15 protein-coding genes are annotated in these 18300 nt (G+C 42.1%); 9 read left to right on the forward strand and 6 right to left on the reverse strand.

Annotation, left to right across the window (positions count from 1 at the left end; translation table 11 throughout):
* Positions 1-369 precede the first annotated feature (369 nt).
* A complete protein-coding gene (locus tag WFH18_RS10545) occupies positions 370-942 on the reverse strand; it encodes a peptidylprolyl isomerase (protein WP_114541702.1) in 573 nt (190 codons plus the stop codon).
* 103 nt (positions 943-1045) lie between these two features.
* On the opposite strand from WFH18_RS10545, the gene WFH18_RS10550 reads away from it, so the two are divergent.
* Positions 1046-1720 (forward strand): acetoacetate decarboxylase family protein, encoded by a 675-nt coding sequence (locus tag WFH18_RS10550; RefSeq protein WP_174894023.1) that lies wholly within the window; start codon positions 1046-1048, stop codon positions 1718-1720.
* A gap of 70 nt (positions 1721-1790) precedes the next feature.
* Here WFH18_RS10550 and WFH18_RS10555 read toward each other — a convergent pair whose 3' ends face one another.
* Positions 1791-2861, reverse strand: a complete 1071-nt coding sequence (locus tag WFH18_RS10555; protein WP_168730573.1) for an alpha/beta hydrolase — start codon at positions 2859-2861, stop codon at positions 1791-1793.
* Positions 2862-3078: 217 nt separating this feature from the next.
* Between WFH18_RS10555 and WFH18_RS10560 the strand changes: the two genes are divergently transcribed.
* The 6 genes from WFH18_RS10560 to WFH18_RS10585 all read left to right on the forward strand — a co-directional run bounded on the left by WFH18_RS10560 (position 3079) and on the right by WFH18_RS10585 (position 9628).
* On the forward strand, positions 3079-3579 hold the full coding sequence (locus tag WFH18_RS10560) for a hypothetical protein (RefSeq protein WP_336754831.1): 501 nt from the start codon (positions 3079-3081) through the stop codon (positions 3577-3579).
* Positions 3580-4581: 1002 nt separating this feature from the next.
* Complete coding sequence (gene grpE / locus WFH18_RS10565; protein WP_336754840.1) at positions 4582-5130, forward strand: nucleotide exchange factor GrpE; 549 nt, start codon at positions 4582-4584, stop codon at positions 5128-5130.
* 118 nt (positions 5131-5248) lie between these two features.
* Entirely contained in the window at positions 5249-7189 is a 1941-nt protein-coding gene (dnaK, locus tag WFH18_RS10570; protein ID WP_071852338.1) for a molecular chaperone DnaK, read from the forward strand.
* Positions 7190-7335: 146 nt separating this feature from the next.
* Positions 7336-8175, forward strand: a complete 840-nt coding sequence (blaOXA, locus tag WFH18_RS10575; RefSeq protein ID WP_336754833.1) for an OXA-134 family carbapenem-hydrolyzing class D beta-lactamase — start codon at positions 7336-7338, stop codon at positions 8173-8175.
* Between the two features lie 61 nt (positions 8176-8236).
* A complete protein-coding gene (locus tag WFH18_RS10580) occupies positions 8237-9145 on the forward strand; it encodes a matrixin family metalloprotease (protein WP_336754835.1) in 909 nt (302 codons plus the stop codon).
* Positions 9146-9250: 105 nt separating this feature from the next.
* Complete coding sequence (locus WFH18_RS10585; RefSeq protein ID WP_016806936.1) at positions 9251-9628, forward strand: hypothetical protein; 378 nt, start codon at positions 9251-9253, stop codon at positions 9626-9628.
* A gap of 58 nt (positions 9629-9686) precedes the next feature.
* Here the strand turns inward: WFH18_RS10585 and erpA are convergent, their stop codons facing one another.
* The 4 genes from erpA to WFH18_RS10605 form a co-directional block, all read right to left on the reverse strand.
* Complete coding sequence (erpA, locus tag WFH18_RS10590) at positions 9687-10022, reverse strand: iron-sulfur cluster insertion protein ErpA (protein ID WP_004281944.1); 336 nt, start codon at positions 10020-10022, stop codon at positions 9687-9689.
* A 121-nt stretch (positions 10023-10143) separates the two neighbouring features.
* The gene (locus tag WFH18_RS10595; protein WP_336754842.1) at positions 10144-11151 is read right to left on the reverse strand and encodes a putative solute-binding protein; all 1008 of its coding nucleotides are present in this window, start codon (positions 11149-11151) and stop codon (positions 10144-10146) included.
* A 193-nt stretch (positions 11152-11344) separates the two neighbouring features.
* Positions 11345-12355 carry a putative solute-binding protein gene (locus WFH18_RS10600; protein ID WP_005094844.1) on the reverse strand — a complete coding sequence of 337 codons (1011 nt, stop codon included), beginning with the start codon at positions 12353-12355 and terminating at the stop codon, positions 11345-11347.
* Positions 12356-12609: 254 nt separating this feature from the next.
* A complete protein-coding gene (locus WFH18_RS10605) occupies positions 12610-13614 on the reverse strand; it encodes a putative solute-binding protein (RefSeq protein WP_005094847.1) in 1005 nt (334 codons plus the stop codon).
* Between the two features lie 217 nt (positions 13615-13831).
* Here WFH18_RS10605 and WFH18_RS10610 point away from each other — a divergent pair, with 217 nt between their 5' ends.
* Both WFH18_RS10610 and WFH18_RS10615 read left to right on the forward strand, forming a co-directional pair.
* Positions 13832-15763: an ATP-binding cassette domain-containing protein gene (locus WFH18_RS10610; protein WP_148335185.1), complete on the forward strand. Its 1932-nt coding sequence runs from the start codon at positions 13832-13834 to the stop codon at positions 15761-15763.
* Between the two features lie 341 nt (positions 15764-16104).
* The gene (locus WFH18_RS10615; RefSeq protein WP_005104957.1) at positions 16105-17268 is read left to right on the forward strand and encodes a zinc-dependent alcohol dehydrogenase; all 1164 of its coding nucleotides are present in this window, start codon (positions 16105-16107) and stop codon (positions 17266-17268) included.
* The last annotated feature ends 1032 nt before the right edge of the window (positions 17269-18300 follow it).

Consider the following 18300-nt stretch of genomic DNA (forward strand, 5'->3'; position numbering starts at 1 on the left):
TTTCTCAAATAAACTTCGAGTAATTTCTACCATCAATCAATGAAAATAATTTCGATCGATCAACCAGTAAAAATCCACACAAGTTGTTCTTCATAATCTCTTAATGATCTTTCTAACACCTCGTCAGTGCTAGAAGCTGGACTCAAAACACCGAATAACTCAGCATCTCGCTTCGTTCATCACCGTGTATCTCGTCGGTATGTGCTCATTATAGGGCAATTTCTTACACGTGCAAGCGCTTTTAACGCACATGAATCACGAGTGTTTTATTTTTATGCACCAAATTGGTTCAATTCCATACAATTCATTACATAAGTACATATTTTTAAAACAGAAATATAAATTAAATATTTCTGCTTTATTCTATGTCTAGTTTTTCACGACTGGTGCTTTAATCGTCACACTGGTGATTTTTACAGGGTTCACCGGCACATTTTGATGCATTCCATAGTTTCGGGTCGGTACTTTAGCAATCTGATCGACGATATCCATGCCTTTAATGACCTTACCAAATACCGCATAGCCGGCATTTCTAGCAGAACGATCCAGGAAATCATTATCGACCAGGTTCACAAAAAATTGTGCTCGGGCAGAATCTGGCTGATTGGTACGCGCCATGGCTAAAGTACCGCGTTTATTTTGCAGACCATTCGATGATTCGTTTTTAATGGGTGCTTTGGTATTGGCTTTTTCCTGCATGTTCACATCAAAGCCACCACCCTGCACCATAAAACCTGGAATGACGCGGTGAAAAATCGTATCCTTATAGAAGTTGCTCTTTACATAGCTTTCGAAGTTCTTTGCCGAGATTGGTGCTTTGTCATTGAAGAGTTCAATTTCAATATTTCCAGATGAAGTCTTCATCTCAATAATCGTATTTTCAGCAAAGCTTGGCAGACTGACCGCAGCAAGTGCGATGACACATAATGATTTCTTTAACATTTATTAACTCATCTACTTAGAAGTAATGGTTGTGAATGACTATATATTAATCTTTTATAACTCATAATGCAGTGACCTGCCGACTAAAGACAAGAGAATAAGAATGAAGCATGCATTATTACAGGAGCAAAATATCCACCAGTTTCCACCTTGGCGTTTGCAGGGTGAGGGTTTTATTCTGAATTATTGGCTGACCCCAAGCTTTATTGAGCAAGCAAAACAGTTCCGTATTGCGCCTTCTCCGCTGGGTCGTATGGTCCAAGTCTTATTGGTGCGTTATCACGCTTCGCCGATTGGCCCTTATGATGAGTTACTGATTCTGGATCATCCTTTAATTAGTAAACGACGCCTCAGCTCAATTCCTAAAATTTATGTGTCTACCCATGAGTCTGTGGTACACGGTCAGCATTTATGGGGCATTCCCAAAGAACATGCGCAGTTTGAATGGCAGGAAAAGGATCAGGAAGTACTGTGTCAAATTCAGCATCAGAACCAGCATATGACGATTCGGCTGAAGAAAACCAAATCCGCACGCCAGTTCTATATTAATAGTCATCATATTCCAGCATCTATGCTGAAGATTCAGCAAGCCTGGAAAGGTCAGCGTTTTCAGTTTAGTCCACAGTTCCGCGGTCACCTCTCCAAACTCTCGCAAGTAGAATGGAAAGATGCCGAGAATATATTTCCAGATTTTTCCAAAGCCAAATTGCTGCAAAGCTTTTATGTCCCCAAATTCAATCTGATCTTTCCTGAAGCGCAGATCAGCAGCAAAGTATAAGAACTGATAAAAACCTATCTACAAAAAAGGTGTTTCATGAGAAACACCTTTTTACATTCATGCCTTGGATTTAACTATTTTTGTCCCAAAATTTGCGGAAATTTTTGCTGATCTCAATCACATATTTTTTGGCACGGCGGGAGATCGGCGTCAGGTTAATAAAACCATGTGCCTGATCGGTATATTCATGATAATGAACACTCACGCCATTCTGACGTAGTTTATGTGCATAGATTGAACCTTCATCATGCAGGACATCATGACGTGCAGTAATCACATAACTTGGCGGCAAGTTTTGCAATTCACCATAGGTGGGTGAAATCAGCGGATCATCCAGTTCAATCTGATGGGTTTGGGCATACATGAAGGTCACCAGATCAATATCCTGTTCCGAAAGTACCAGTCCATCTTTATAGGCATAAAAAGAAGGATGGCGACTTTTAAAGTCGACCGCCGGATAAAGCAAAAGCTGTGCTCGTGCGGCATAAGATTTACCTGCACTGCGCTGTGCCACCACAGTAGCCAGATTTCCGCCCGCACTGTCCCCTGCTACGGCAATACGATTTTTATAGATTTTTAGTTGCTTACTATGCTGATGTGCCCAAGCCAAGGCATCTTCACAAACCTGTACCATCTGCAAGGGGCTAAATTCTGGCGTCAGCGGATAAGCCACGCTTAGCACCTGTACTTTGGCATGTACTGCCAGCAAGCGACAGAATTCATCATGACTGTCCAGACCACCCACCATAAATGCACCGCCATGATAAAAAATCACCATCGGCAACTTCTTTTGTGGAGCTGGATGATAATGCCGGGCAAAGATGCTGCCACTCTGTAGAGGAAGGCGGAGCTCTTCAACAAATTTGACCGCGGTCGGTCTAGCCCGGATGGCTTTCATACGTGCATCAAACAATGTGCGCGAATGAGCCAGATCCTCACTAATAAAACTGCTATGCCCCTGTTTTATCTGGATGGCCATCAGGCATTTAACCAATGGATCTAAATCAGGATAAACATGAGGATAATCCAGAGCCTTGACCAATGCTTCCTGTGCAATGCCAGGTAAACGGTCCAGCATACGCGCTGCCGTCCCTTGTCCCTTTTCCATCACACTTTTCAGAACCGGAGGATTCACAGTCATTATTTTTAGTCCTTATTCTCTTAATTCTTCATAGTTTCTACACGATTAGTGTTTCAGTGACCATATTCTTATATAAGTCTTAATATCAATGTACATATAGCTTCTACTCGATACGTTACCCTCATTTATAAAAGATGTCATTGACCGTTTAAAGGTTATTTTTGACGTACTTTTGCGAGCTTAAGTATATTTTTTATTACAAATCGGGAGGATGCCTATGGCTAGAAAAATTATAGCTTTGTCTTTGGCGACTGCATTTTTAGCTGTAGGCTGCGTCGCATTTCCTGAAGATGGTGGCTATTATGATGGCCGCTATGATCAGCGTTATGACCGTCGCTATGAACTGGACCGGCGTTATGAACAAGATCGTCGCTATGAGCGGCAACGCTGGGAATATGAACAGCAACGCAAACGCATTGAACTGGATCGACGTAAACAGGAATTACAACGTCGCAATTGGGAGCAGGATCGTAAAAGACAGTTAGAGCTGGATCGACGTAAAAGCCAACTGGAACGACAGCACCATGAACAGCAACGTAAAAATATCATGACGCAACGGCAAAAACAGGCAGAGGCAGAACGTAAACGTCGTCAGGATCTGGAGCGTAAACGTGTAAAAGATCAACGCAGTAAAAAAGTCCAGCAAAATCGTTCTAATCAACGCTGGAATGACAACCGACGTCATCAGGAACAACGTTCACGGGATCGTCGTGACTAAGACTTGAATCACCCTCTCTATTAAAAGCCCAGACTGGGCTTTTTTAATGAAAAAGGTAGCTGCCAGATAGACAAAGGCCCTAAAGAAAATTTCTTTAGGGCCTTTGCAGAGGGTTATGTTAAACGAACTTCCACTTCGCTTATGCTTCTCAGCAATTCAACCAGAACATCCTGTTCTCTACATAAATTATCCTATCGAATCAACTTGCTCTCATGAAGCGGACATTCACTATCCAAGCTGTAAGTTTTATCTTACAAACCGCTAAAATAGAGACGACTGATTCCAACAAATTCAAAAAAGGTAAATTCTGGACAAAAAAAAGGCTTATCTAGAGAACAGGATAAGCCACGAAAACACATTTCAAAATAAGAAGAAACTACAGCGATAGAATCTGGAATAAATATTAATCAAAAGTTCATTTATTGTGAAAGACTTTATTGCTTAGATATTAATCGCTTTTATGTCTAATAAATAAACAGGCAAAAAAAAGCTGAGTCTTGGGGGGCTCAGCTTGAAAAAAGCAACTTTAGAATAGAGCAACAGCAACCGGGTTCGGCTCTCTCCTCTGAACAAGGTCGCTGTTAATAAAAGTATGATGCAATGTTTTTACCCATACTTAAAACGGATTAAAATTATCAATTTGATTCAAAAATACGATTAGTCATTTTTTATATTGATTTTCAAATAATTAATTCTTGGATTTGGTCGCGATTTAAATCTATATAGCTCAAAATCCGGATTCGTCGCTGCTGATGTCCGTGTATTTTATTCTCATCCTATCCTGCTGTTGTGTTCTGAATAGCTTGTTCTGCTGTCCGCTGGATTCAGTATTTTGTATAAATCTTAAATTTAATCTGGGTCGACGCTTGAATTTTTACACCCTGCCCCGATTTCTTTAGGTAATCAAGAACTTCACAACCATGGCAGTTCAGCATAAACGCAGTGAACACTGAGGCCTAAGGACTGTACATGTTTAAGAACCCATTTAAACGGAGTAAATCAATGGCGACTGAGCAAAACGAGCAAGCTCAACAACTTGAGCAAGAGCAAGCGGAACAAGATACAGCGCAAACTCAAGCTGAAACCGAGCAGGCTGAAGTTTCCGTTGAGTCTTTACAAGAGCAGATTGCGCAGCTTGAAGGTGATTTAAAGTTAGAAAAAGCCCGTACCGCCAATGCAGTTTATGAAGCACAAAAGAGTGTTGAACGTATTCAGCGTGAATCTGAAAAGCATAAAGATACAGTTCTGGAAAAGTTCTCTAAAGAGCTTCTAGAAACAGTCGACAATCTGGAACGTGCCATTGTGGCTGCAGGTGAAGAGCAAACACCATTGCGTGAAGGTGTTGAACTGACCCTTAAATCTTTATTGCATACCTTGGAGAAATTTGGGGTTGTGGCAGTGGATACCAACAAGGGTTTCAATGCTGACCTGCATCAGGCAGTCGGGATTGATCCAAATGCCAAAGCAAATGAAATTGGGACTGTTTTGCAAAAAGGCTACACGCTTAACAGTCGCTTATTGCGTCCTGCCATGGTGATGGTCGGCGCTTAAGCCAAATAAATTCGGGAGTTTGTGAAATTTTTCAAAAATTTTACTTGAAAAAAATCGAACGGCTCTCATATCGGATAACAAGTGTAAATCACAAAAAAATTTTAGAGGAAACATCCAAATGGCTAAAATCATTGGTATTGACTTAGGTACTACAAACTCATGTGTTGCAGTACTTGAAGGCGACAAAGTTAAAGTAATCGAAAACGCTGAAGGCGCGCGTACCACTCCATCTATTATTGCCTATAAAGATGGCGAAATTCTGGTAGGTCAATCTGCAAAGCGTCAAGCAGTAACGAATCCGAAAAATACATTGTTCGCGATCAAACGTTTGATCGGTCGTCGTTATGAAGACCAAGCGGTACAAAAAGATATCGGTCTGGTTCCTTACAAAATCATCAAAGCCGACAACGGTGATGCTTGGGTTGATGTCAACGACAAAAAATTGGCGCCACAACAGGTTTCTGCTGAAATCTTGAAAAAGATGAAGAAAACTGCTGAAGATTACCTGGGCGAAACCGTAACTGAAGCTGTTATTACTGTTCCTGCTTACTTCAACGATGCACAGCGTCAAGCAACTAAAGATGCAGGTAAAATTGCAGGTTTAGAAGTTAAACGTATCATCAACGAGCCAACTGCTGCGGCACTTGCGTTTGGTATGGACAAGAAAGAAGGCGATCGTAAAATCGCGGTTTATGACTTGGGTGGTGGTACTTTCGACGTTTCAATCATTGAAATTGCGGACCTTGATGGCGACCAGCAAATTGAAGTATTGTCGACTAACGGTGATACATTCCTAGGTGGTGAAGACTTCGATAACGCGTTAATCGAGTTCCTGGTTGAAGAGTTCAAGAAAGAACAAAACTTTAACCTGAAACAAGATCCACTGGCGTTACAGCGTTTAAAAGAAGCTGCGGAGAAAGCGAAAATCGAGCTTTCTTCTTCAAATGCAACTGAAATCAACCTTCCATACATCACTGCTGATGCGACTGGTCCTAAACACTTAGTGATCAACGTAACACGTGCAAAACTTGAAGGTCTGGTTGCTGACCTGGTTGCGCGTACCATTGAACCTTGCCGTATTGCGCTTAAAGATGCGGGTCTTTCGACTTCTGACATCTCTGACGTAATCCTGGTGGGCGGTCAGTCTCGTATGCCAATGGTTCAACAGAAGGTTCAAGAATTCTTCGGTAAAGAGCCACGTAAAGACGTAAACCCTGACGAAGCAGTCGCCATGGGTGCTGCGATTCAAGGTGCGGTACTTTCAGGTGACAAAACTGACGTACTTCTACTTGACGTAACTCCGTTGACACTTGGTATTGAAACTATGGGCGGCGTGTTGACTGCAATCATCGAGAAAAACACCACGATTCCTGCAAAGAAATCTCAAGTGTTCTCAACTGCTGCGGACAACCAGCCTGCTGTAGACATTTCAGTTTACCAAGGTGAACGTAAAATGGCGCAGCAAAACAAATTGTTGGGTAACTTCCAGTTAGGCGACATCCCACCTGCGCCACGTGGTGTGCCACAAATTGAAGTATCTTTCGACATCAATGCTGATGGTATCTTGAAAGTATCTGCGAAAGACAAGAGCACTGGTAAAGAGCAATCGATCCAGATTAAAGCAAACTCAGGTTTGTCTGATGCTGAAATCGAAGCAATGATCAAAGATGCTGAAGCGAATGCTGAAGAAGACCGTAAATTTGAAGAGCTTGCAAAAGCACGCAACGAAGCGGATGCTTTAGTTGCTTCTTCACAAAAAGCAGTGAAAGATCTTGGTGAACAAGTGACTGCAGACGAAAAAACTGCAATCGAAACTGCGGTTTCTGAGCTTGAAGCTGCAACTAAAGAAAATGACGTTGAAGAAATCAAAGCGAAAACTGAAGCGCTGCAAAACATCATCATGCCAATTACACAACGTGCATATGAAGCAGCGCAAGGCCAAGGCGGTGCGCAAGGTTTTGACCCGAATGCATTCCAAGGCGGCGAAGGTCAATCTCAAAAAGCGGACGACGGCGTTGTAGATGCTGAGTTCACTGAAGTGAAAGATGACAAAAAATAATTTGTCGCTTTAACTGAAAAAACCGCGCTTTCGCGCGGTTTTTTTATGTTTCGACTTGAAGGAATAAAATAAAAATTACCAAAATTTGATCGTATTTTCAGGAAAAGCTGTTTAAGTTAAATCAAACATTAAAATACCCTGAACCCATGAAAATTCTGATTTTGCTACCTTTACTGAGTTGCTTGGGCCTGACAGCGTGTACCTCACCTGTTTCATCTTTCCCTTCTCAGATCACTTCAACTCAATCGACTCAAGCCATTGCCCAATTATTTGATCAGGCGCAAAGTTCTGGCGTTTTAGTGATTCAGCGTGGTCAAAAAGTACAGGTCTATGGCAATGATTTAAGCCGTGCAGGTACCGAATATGTTCCAGCCTCTACTTTCAAAATGCTCAATGCCCTGATTGGTCTACAACATGGTAAAGCCACAACCAATGAGATTTTTAAATGGGATGGCAAGAAACGCAGTTTTGCAGCCTGGGAAAAAGACATGACGCTCGGCGAAGCCATGCAAGCTTCTGCTGTACCCGTCTATCAGGAACTGGCACGTCATATTGGTTTGGAATTAATGCAGCAGGAAGTACAACGCATCCAATTTGGTAATCAGCAGATTGGTCGGCAGGTCGATAACTTCTGGTTGGTAGGCCCTTTGAAAATCACTCCAAAACAGGAAGTCGAATTTGTCTCTGCTCTAGCCCGAGAGCAACTAGCCTTTGATCCTCAAGTCCAGCAGCAAGTCAAAGCCATGTTACTTCTACAGGAACGGCAAGCTTATCGCCTGTATGCCAAATCCGGTTGGGGCATGGATGTAGAACCGCAAGTCGGCTGGCTCACCGGGTGGGTCGAAACACCGCAGGCTGAAATCGTGGCATTTTCTCTAAATATGCAAATGCAAACCAATATGAATCCAGCCATTCGCCTTGAAATTTTACAGCAGGCTCTGGGCGAATTAGGGCTTTACCCAAAAGTGGGGCAGCAAAGCAAATAGGCATGGGAAAAGTATTAAAATTAAGCTATATTTTTAAAAAATAAACATTTAAATAAAAAATATGCGTCTTCTGCTCTGTCTGCTCGTGGTGGGATTGATCATGTCTGCCTATCTGCATATGCAGGCCAAAACCCATCCTCAACTGCGCTATAACTCGCTGGCTGATCGTTTGACTCATCCTTTCGATACCCGCTTACGTTTCCGGATTGATCAGGTCGATTCAGGCTTTGGACTGAGTAAAGATCAAGTGATTCAACTGAGCAAGGAAGCCATCGAGATCTGGCATCAGGGAAGCAATCGTGACGATTTGATGGTCTATGATGAAAATGCTAGGCTGAGTATTCACCTGATCTATGATCAGCGCCAGCAAGACTATGATGCCTTAAAGAAAGTCGAAAAACAGTTGCTGGCAGATGACGCCAAGTATCAACGTCAGGTCAAAAACCTGGAAGCATCCCATCAGCATCTGGAAAGTCAGCAGCAACGCCTGATCCAGCAAAGAGATCAGATCAATAGTGAATTTCAGGCCTTACAGCAACGACGCCGTCAGCCGAATTTATCTGCTTATGAGCGTGAGCAAATTGAATATGAAGTTTTGGCTTTACAGCGTAAATCGGAAAATTTTCAACGGGAACTTCAATACCTGCAGGAACAGCAAAGTTCCTTTAATATAAATGTTTCCATGCATCAACATGATCTGCAAAACCATCAACAGAATATCATTCAAGCCCAACAGCGTTTCCCTGCCCGCGAATTTCATAAAGGCGTGTTTATGGGCAATCAAATTCATGTTTATCAGTTTGATGCAGAAGATGATCTTCGTCTGACTCTGGCACATGAACTCGGACATGCCTTGGGTCTGTATCACCATAATGACCCGGAAGCACTGATGTATCCGGTGCTGGGTAAACAGAATCTGCAACACTTCCAGCTACAACCTGCAGACAAGACCTTGCTTTATAACCGTTGAGTGATCAGCTTGAATTCCTTAATTAATTTAAGTGTATAAGTATTATAAAAAACACTCTATTCTGATTTCATGTTATTGTGATTGGCTACATTGTTTAGGCCATCTTTGGAGATTCGTGTGAGTTACTACCATATTTTAATTGAAGTAAATGACCACATTAGTACGATTGATGAAACCCGTGATATCGAAATCTTTGATATCGAGGACATCCAACCCTATCTTCATTCGATTTTGCTGCCTTATTTCAATGAACAACTGATTGAACTCGACGATGAAAATCTGGAATATAAAGATATTCTGCATCTGGAAATCAAACAGACCTTATTGCCGATCAATGACCTGATCGAAGAAGAACAGCGTCTGTTGCCAAGCGATACCGACATTACCATTAGCGCCTATGAAATTTTTAATAACCGCGAGTTGAGTCAGGATGTCACTACCGTGATCTTTGACCTGCTTGAAGCGGTAAAACTGGATAGCTAAACGTTCTTCCAGATATAAAAAAGTCCTCATTGAGAGGACTTTTTTTTTGTGCATGGATTTAGATCGAGAATGAAGATCCACAACCACAGGTCGTGGTCGCATTCGGGTTTTGTACCACGAAACGTGAACCTTCCAGACCTTCTAAATAATCTACAACTGAACCGACCAGATATTGATAACTCAATGAATCGACTAAGACTTTAACATCGCCATTGGCGAATTCTGCATCATCTTCATTCTGGCTTTCCGCAAAGTTAAAGCCATAAGAGAAACCTGAACAGCCGCCACCGGTCACATAGACACGGAGCATTAAGTCTTGGTTACCTTCACTGTCACGCAACTGGCGTACTTTATTTGCGGCATTGTCGGTGAGCACAAGCGCTTGGGCATTCATGGCGGATTCCTCTGTTGAATGGAATGTCTTTAAAAAGAAAAGACCATATTTAAGTATAGCACACTCAATATATGGTCAGTCTGCACAGATTAAAAGTCAAATCAGAGTAATTTTATCAGGATTATTTGTAGTTCTCATCCTGTAAAGCACATTCAAAGTTTTTGGGATTCTGTTTGCAGCGGAATTGCCACAGCAATTTCATCATGCGTTTGTCATAAACGCCACGTTTGGTCAGGTCGATTCGGGAATCCCGCATCATTTTCTGGTAACCGGGTTTGTCTGCAGCAGGAATATCCATCCAGTATTTTGCTGGAATGTCCGCTTTCATTTTCCCTAAAATACCAAAGGCACGTGGTAACTGGCTTCTTACCCATTCACGTGATTTTTGTCCGTAACCTGCCGGAAATTTATCTGGACGGATAATGATATTGCCTGTGACCTGCAACACCGGATAATTCACAATCGCACCTTTGTTACCCAAACCTTTATGTAATTCCAGCGGTTTAAATACTGCTGCTGGTGCACCAATAATATCCACCTGGCCATTGTTAAACTTGGCACCAAAATTGGTGACATCGGCACTCACCGCCTGTGCGCCGACCTGCTGCACCATGATTTTTTGTGCTTCATCATAATCAAGTACGGCAATTTTTTTACCGGCTGCTTTAGCAACGGTATTAATACTGCGGTCGTTCACTAACAGAAAAGCATCACCTACAGGAATGACACCGACCACCTCATATTTGCCTTGCAGCATATGTTTGGCGAAGGTGGGACTGGCCAAGCCCTGCATGACTTTAACCGCCAGATTCAAATCTGGAATCGCGCCAATGGCATCGAGTGAACCAGTAAAATTATTAAACTGACGGCCACGCATCCCGGTCACACTGATGCCGTCACATTTTCCAGCTTTAAAATCTTCTGCGACCACCGCTTCATTGGTATTTATCCGCAGTTCGACATCTGCACCCCAATTTTTGGCCGCCAATTGATAGTCTTTCATCACACTATAGACATCACCATTTTTACCGACCAGATCAAATACGCAAATCACCTGTTTGGCTTGTGCCAGACCTGAAGCAGTCAGTGTCGCCGTAGCCAATGCCAGTGCTTTCCATCCTCTATGCATCATCCTCATTTCCTTATCGCTTGTTTTTGTTATTGCACTTTTAGTCACATGTGATTGTTTTTTATATAAAACATGCGAATTTAATAGTTAATCAAGCTTAAGCTATTTTATTCGCTGCACAATGGCAGATCTGACCTGGTTCAGCCATAAAAAAAGCCTAGATCAATCTAAGCTTTTTTCTTTAAAAATCAGATTATTCGCCAGCAATTGAACATTCAAAGTTGGCCTTATCGACAGAACAGCGTGCACGTTTTAAGACCGACATCATGCTGGCATCATAGATTCCGCGTTTGGTCATATCCATCCGGCCATCACGTAACATTTTCTGATACTTGGTTTTATCTTCAGCGCTCAGATTCATTTTATATTTCGACGGAATACCCGCTTCCAGACGGCTGATCATCCCCATGCTCTTTGGCAGGTTTTTGATAAACCAGTCACGCGATTTCTGTCCAAAACCTGCGGGGAATTTTTCCGGACGAATCACAAAATCAGAGGTGACATGCAGTACCGGGAAATTAAACATTGCGCCGTTATTACCCAGACCTTTATAGATTTCTAATGGCTTGTAGGCATAAGCAGGTGCACCGACCATATCCACCTGACCATTGTTAAATTTGGCGACAAAGTTAGAAACATCGGAGATCACTGCCTGCGCACCGACGCGCTGTACCATGATTTTCTGGGCATCGTCATAGCCGAGTACGGCGAATTTCTTCCCTGCGGCTTTTTCAATCGAATTGATATTCTTGTCACGAACAAAAATAAATGCTGAACCCAACGGTGAAATACCGGCAATTTCGTATTTTTTGCCGCCCATATTACTGACCATTTTCGCTGCATTACGTTTGTCCAGAGCAAAACTGATCGCACGCTGGGCAATGGCATTACTTGGTGCACCGCCCAGTGCATCAATAGAACCGGCAAATTTATTGTATTGACGGGCACGCATGGCTGTCATAAACACACCATCACATTTACCGGCCTTGAAGTCATTGTCGGCAACCGCTTCATCCTGACGGGCAATCAGATTGATTTCTGCGCCCCAGCCTTTTGCAGCCAGTGCCCATTCTTGCGCCATCTGGAAAGACTCACCGGATTTACCCAGTAAGTCAAACACACAGATATCGACTTTTTCTGCATGGGCCGCACTTGCAAAACCAAATGCAGAGAATGCAGCCAATGATAAGAGTGTTTTTTTCATTGTAGTTATCCTTTGAAATCTTGTTATTCGCTGAGTGTCCGTACACGGGACAAATATTAAGCAAGTTTAATTAAAAAAAATAGAGCATTTACTCCATTTAAAACCGGCATTTTGGCCTATAAAGATAAATCAGCAATAGTTGCCTAAGTTATTTTTAAATATATATTTAAATATCAATATCTTAATATTTAAAACTGCTTTCTTATAATTACATTTACCCAGATATAGTTACAAAGATATACATGATTTCAGATTTATTCGCCACCAATCGAACATTCAAAATTGGTTCTTTCTACCGTACAACGCGCGCGTTTCAATACGTTCATCATGCCCTGATCATAAATCCCCTGTTTGGTTAAATCGATCCGCCCATCACGCAGAATCTTTTGGTAGGCCACACGATCTTCACGGCTTAGATTCAGAATATATTTGCTTGGAATCTCAGCTTCCATGCGCTTGACCATGGCAAAGCTGCGCGGTAACTGTTTCACAAACCAGTTTCGGGATTGTGCGGCAAAGCTTGCCGGAAACTTTTCCTGACGAATAATCAGATCAGCAGTGACATTAATCACCGGAAAATTAATCATTGCGCCTTGACGGCCTAGTCCTTTCTGTAATTCCAGCGGTTTAAATGCATAAGCCGGTGCAGCGACAATATCCACTTCGCCCTGATTAAACTTGCGAATAAAATTGGAAATTTCCGACATGACCGGTACTGCTTCAATCCGGTCGACCATGATTTTTTGCGCATAGTCATAATGCAGCACGGCAAATTTCTTGCCTTTGACCTGTTCCAGTTTATTTAGAGTACGATCACGAACAAAAATATAGGCTGGGCCAATCTGACCAATACCCGCCACTTCGAATTTTTCTTTGCCAATCTGGGTGATCAGGCGTTTGCTATTGCGTTTATCCAGTACATAGCTGATGGCTTTCATGGCAATGTCATTATTCGGCACGCCGCCAATTGCATCAATCGATCCAGCAAATTTGTTATAAGCCCGGGCACGCATTGAGGTCATATAGAAGGCATCACATTTTCCGGCTTTGACGTCCTGATCGACCTTGGCTTCATCCTGATAAGCGCTTAGCTGAATTTCGGCACCCCAGCCTTTTGCTGCCAGCGCCCATTCCTCCAGCAGTTTGTAAGACTCACCAGATTTCCCCAGTAAATCAAAAACACAGACATTCACTCTGGCTTGAGTTGAAGTCGACACCAAAATGCCCAGTGCCGATAAAATTAAACATCCCTTTTTCATTTTTATTTGACTCTATGATATTTTTTGCTCCATCAGCCTGAACTATAAACCACTGTTCATGCATAAAATAGAGCTTTTACTCAACTTATGCGTCCACCCTAGATCAATTGACAGAGGTGAAAAGCACACTCATTTCAGCAAAAACGGTAAGATTTTTCATTTTCACAGGGCTTTCCTTTAGAATAGGCGCATCTTATTTCTTAGCTTTGATTTCTCAATGATTCAGTTAGACCAGTTATCTATACGTCGCGGTGGACGTGTTTTATTTCAAAAAGCGTCGATGCAGTTACACCCAGGATGGAAAATTGGCCTAACCGGTGTCAATGGTGCTGGAAAATCAACCCTGTTTTCAGCCTTGCTCGGCGGCATGGAATCGGACACCGGTTCGCTGACCCGACCTGCGGTATGGACCGTAGCGCATATGGCTCAGGAAATCAAAGCACTGAATATGAAAGCCATTGATTTCGTCTTGTCGGGCGATGAAGAATACTGGGATATTCAGCAGAAACTCGATCAACCGGATCAACTGGATGATGCAGAACTGGCTCATTTATATGGCCGTTTTGATGAAATTTCAGGTTATTCTGCTCCTGCCAAAGCTTCACAACTGATGGCCGGTCTGGGCTTCTTTGAACATCAATCACAGCTGGATGTTTCAAGTTTTTCCGGTGGCTGGCGTATGCGTTTGAATCTGGCACGTACCCTGATGAGCCGATCAGACTTACTGCTCCTCGATGAACCAACCAACCATCTGGACTTGGACGCAATTCTCTGGCTCGAAGACTGGCTGAAAGCCTATGAAGGTACGCTGGTACTGATTTCGCATGACCGGGACTTCCTCGATGCGATTACCGATCACATTTTACATATCGAAAATCAGGAACTGATTTTATATACCGGTAACTATTCGACTTTTGAGCGCACCCGTAGTGAGCGTTTAGCGCAGCAGCAACAGGCGTATGAAAAGCAGCTGGAAACCCGCGCGCATCTGCAAAAATATATTGACCGTTTTAAAGCGCAAGCGACCAAAGCCAAACAGGCACAGAGCCGGATCAAACAGCTGGAACGAATGCAGGAACTATCTGCAGCCCATGTCGATACGCCATTTACCTTCAGTTTCCGTGAACCGACCAAAATGAGTTCGCCATTATTGCAACTGGAACATGCCGATATCGGTTATGGCGACAAGCTGATTGTGACCAATGTAAATTTGCAGATCACGCCAAACAGCCGGATCGGTTTGCTCGGTATGAATGGTGCCGGTAAATCAACGCTGATTAAATCCTTGGTCGGTGACTTAAAACTGATTCAGGGTCTGCGTAAAGATTCAGAGCTGCTTAATATCGGTTATTTTGCCCAGCATCAAATGGATGCACTGGATGGTAATGCCAGCCCAATGTTACAGCTGGCACGCATCGCAGATAAAAAAATCAGTGAAGCCAGTCTACGCTCCTTCTTGGGTAGTTTCGGTTTTAGTGGCGAACGTATGGATACGCCAAGCGAAAGCTTCTCAGGCGGTGAACGTGCACGTTTGGCCCTAGCACTGATTGTTTGGCAGCGTCCGAATGTACTGATTCTGGATGAGCCGACCAACCATTTAGACCTGGATATGCGTCATGCACTGACTATGGCTTTACAAGATTTTCAGGGCGCGGTAGTTCTAGTTTCGCATGAACGTCAGCTCATCGCCAGCGTCTGTGATGAACTGCTACTGGTACATAATAGTCAATGCCGTGAGTTTGATGGTGATCTTACTGCCTATGCTGACTGGTTACGCCAAGCCCGTATTGAGATGATTAAAAATGGGCAAAAGCCAGCAGAACCGGTGAAATCCCAAGTCGAAGTCAAACCGACTATTTCCAAACTGGACAAGGAAGCACAACGTAAGGAAGCTGCTCGCCAGCGGGAACTAAGTCGTCCGATTCGCAAGAATATTGAAAAATGCGAAGCACAGATGGCCAAACTACAGCCGCGACTGATTGAAATTGAAAACCTGCTGGGTGACAGTGCTTTATACGAAGCATCACGTAAAAATGATTTGCTGAAACTGATGAATGAGCAAACCGAGCTAAAAGCCAAACTGGAAACAGCCGAAGAGCAAATGCTAGAACTGATGATGGAACTGGAAAGTCTGGAACAGACGTTCTAAAGCTCTTTTAGTAAGATTTAAGATAAGAGATGAATGACCAACGTTGTTCATCTCTTTTTTATTCACTATTTTTAATGTTTTCTCTTCCATTTTCCCCCCTGTATTTTTTCATCTACGTCTAGATGTTTCTTTAATTCTGTTCTTTTCTATTCATTCGACACATAAGGTCATGAATTACACAAACCCTATATAAGTTTATTTTTTAAACAGTTGGATGCCTTATTTCATACATTAATTTACAGCGCGCTGTTTCATCCTAAGGCTCTAATACAAGTGTTTTTTAATTTTTGGCAGCCTTGCTACGAGTCTGTTTAATGTTGAACTAGAAAGAGGAAATCCGCATGCGTGCTCTTACCTATCATGGTGCTCGGGATGTACGAGTTGAATCCGTTCCAGATCCAGTGATTCAGGAACCAGATGACGTCATTTTAAGGGTGACAGCGACTGCCATCTGTGGCTCAGATCTGCACCTATACCGGGGTAAAATTCCGGCCACTGAAGATGGCGATATTTTCGGCCATGAATTTATGGGAATTGTAGAAGAAGTCGGCCCTGAAGTCACAGAAGTCAAAAAAGGCGACCGGGTCATTATTCCTTTCGTGATTGCATGTGGTCACTGTTTTTTCTGTGAACATGAACTCATGGCTGCCTGTGAAAATACCAATACCGGTCGTGGTGCAATTCTCAATAAAAAACAGATTCCACCAGGGGCAGCTTTATTTGGCTTTAGCCATCTGTATGGTGGTATACCGGGTGGTCAAGCTGAATATGTACGCATTCCCAAAGGCAATGTCGGGCCATTTAAAGTACCGGGTTCCTTGCCTGATGAAAAAGTATTATTCCTGACTGATATTCTGCCAACCGCCTGGCAAGCAGTGAACAATGCCCAAGTTGGTCGAGGTTCCAGTGTGGCGATTTATGGTGCTGGCCCAGTCGGTCTGCTGGCTGCTGCCTGTGCGCGGATGCTCGGTGCCGAGCAGATTTTTATGGTCGATCACCATCCTTATCGTCTGAGTTTCGCACATCAAACCTATGGGGTGATTCCGGTCAATTTTGATGAAGTCGATGCCGCTGAATTTATCATTCAAAATACCACGGGTTATCGTGGAGTCGATGCCGTCATTGATGCGGTCGGTTTTGAAGCCAAAGGCAGCATGCTGGAAACTGTAATGACTAACCTTAAATTAGAAGGTTCGAGTGGTTCAGCGTTAAGACAATGTATTGCAGCGGTCCGCCGCGGCGGTGTGGTGAGTGTACCTGGAGTTTATGCCGGTCCAATTCACGGCTTCCTGTTTGGTGATGCCTTTGACAAAGGTTTAACCTTTAAAATGGGACAAACTCATGTGCATAATTACTTGCCGCAGTTGCTAGAACATATCGAAAATGGAGATCTGTCTCCAGATCTGATTATTACCCATCGCATGAAACTGGAAGATGCTGCGGAAGGTTACCGTATTTTTGATAAAAAGGAAGAAGACTGTCGTAAAGTCATTCTAACACCATAAATATGATTAAAAAAAAAGCGCCGTCAGGCGCTTTTTTATTTTTCATCGTCATTTTATCAATCCTCTTTTTCTTGTTCCTAATCAATATCATTTCAGCGATTCCCTCCCTCTTTTCTATCGAGAAATAAAAGAAATGCCCGATTTTCAATAATGAAATCAAGAAATAACTCAAAAATGAGAAATAAAAAAGTTAAGCAAAAATCGATAAAAGTATGATTTTAAATAAAAATGAAAGTTCACTTGATTATTAAATCAATTATGTAGTTTAGCTACATCTTGAGTTTTTAGTTAACAATATGTTCCACGGTAATGATTAGAGAAACTACACTATATTTACAAGTATTTAATTTATAATAATTTTTTATTTTAAAACCAATCCAAGGAATAGTCTGGTCATACTAGCAATATATCGCCAAATCTAGCTTTAAATTTAAAATGCTATTTTAAATTTAAAAACACTTATCCACAAGATAATCGATTTCAAATTTGAATTTAAAATAAAGAATTAATACGTGGATTAAAGCTTGCGGAAAAATACTATCTTATTCACATAAAAATTATGGATAACTTTAGAGTTATCCACATCTCTGATCAGGCTTTCTAGATGCTTGAAGCAATATTATTCACGTATTATTTAGCGTATTAGACCAAGTTTCTTATAAGCTATTGAAAATTTAAAATTTAGTTTTAGCAGCTTTTTATTTATTTTTGAGATATTGGATCTTCTGAATAGGCGATTTATTATTTTTTAGTCGAATCCACCTAAAGTATTCGATCTGTTTTTATTACACGCATCTTTAAATACCACTTTGACTGATCCAGTTTTCACCTAGTGTCGTTAACTGCATGCAAACTTCTCATCGTATAAAGAACTTCTTTCTACCTCACTTTCCTATTCAAAAATTATTTTAGAAGTTCTGATGCAGATCATTTTTATAACGATAGATTCACTCCAGATTTCAGGTATTCTCCCGAGTTGGTAATCTCTATACATAAACCCTTTCTTAGAGTCGATTTGGCTTACTCAACTTG

The organism is Acinetobacter sp. USHLN143 (assembly GCF_037145695.1).
In the GTDB taxonomy this organism is placed as follows: Bacteria; Pseudomonadota; Gammaproteobacteria; order Pseudomonadales; family Moraxellaceae; genus Acinetobacter; species Acinetobacter fasciculus.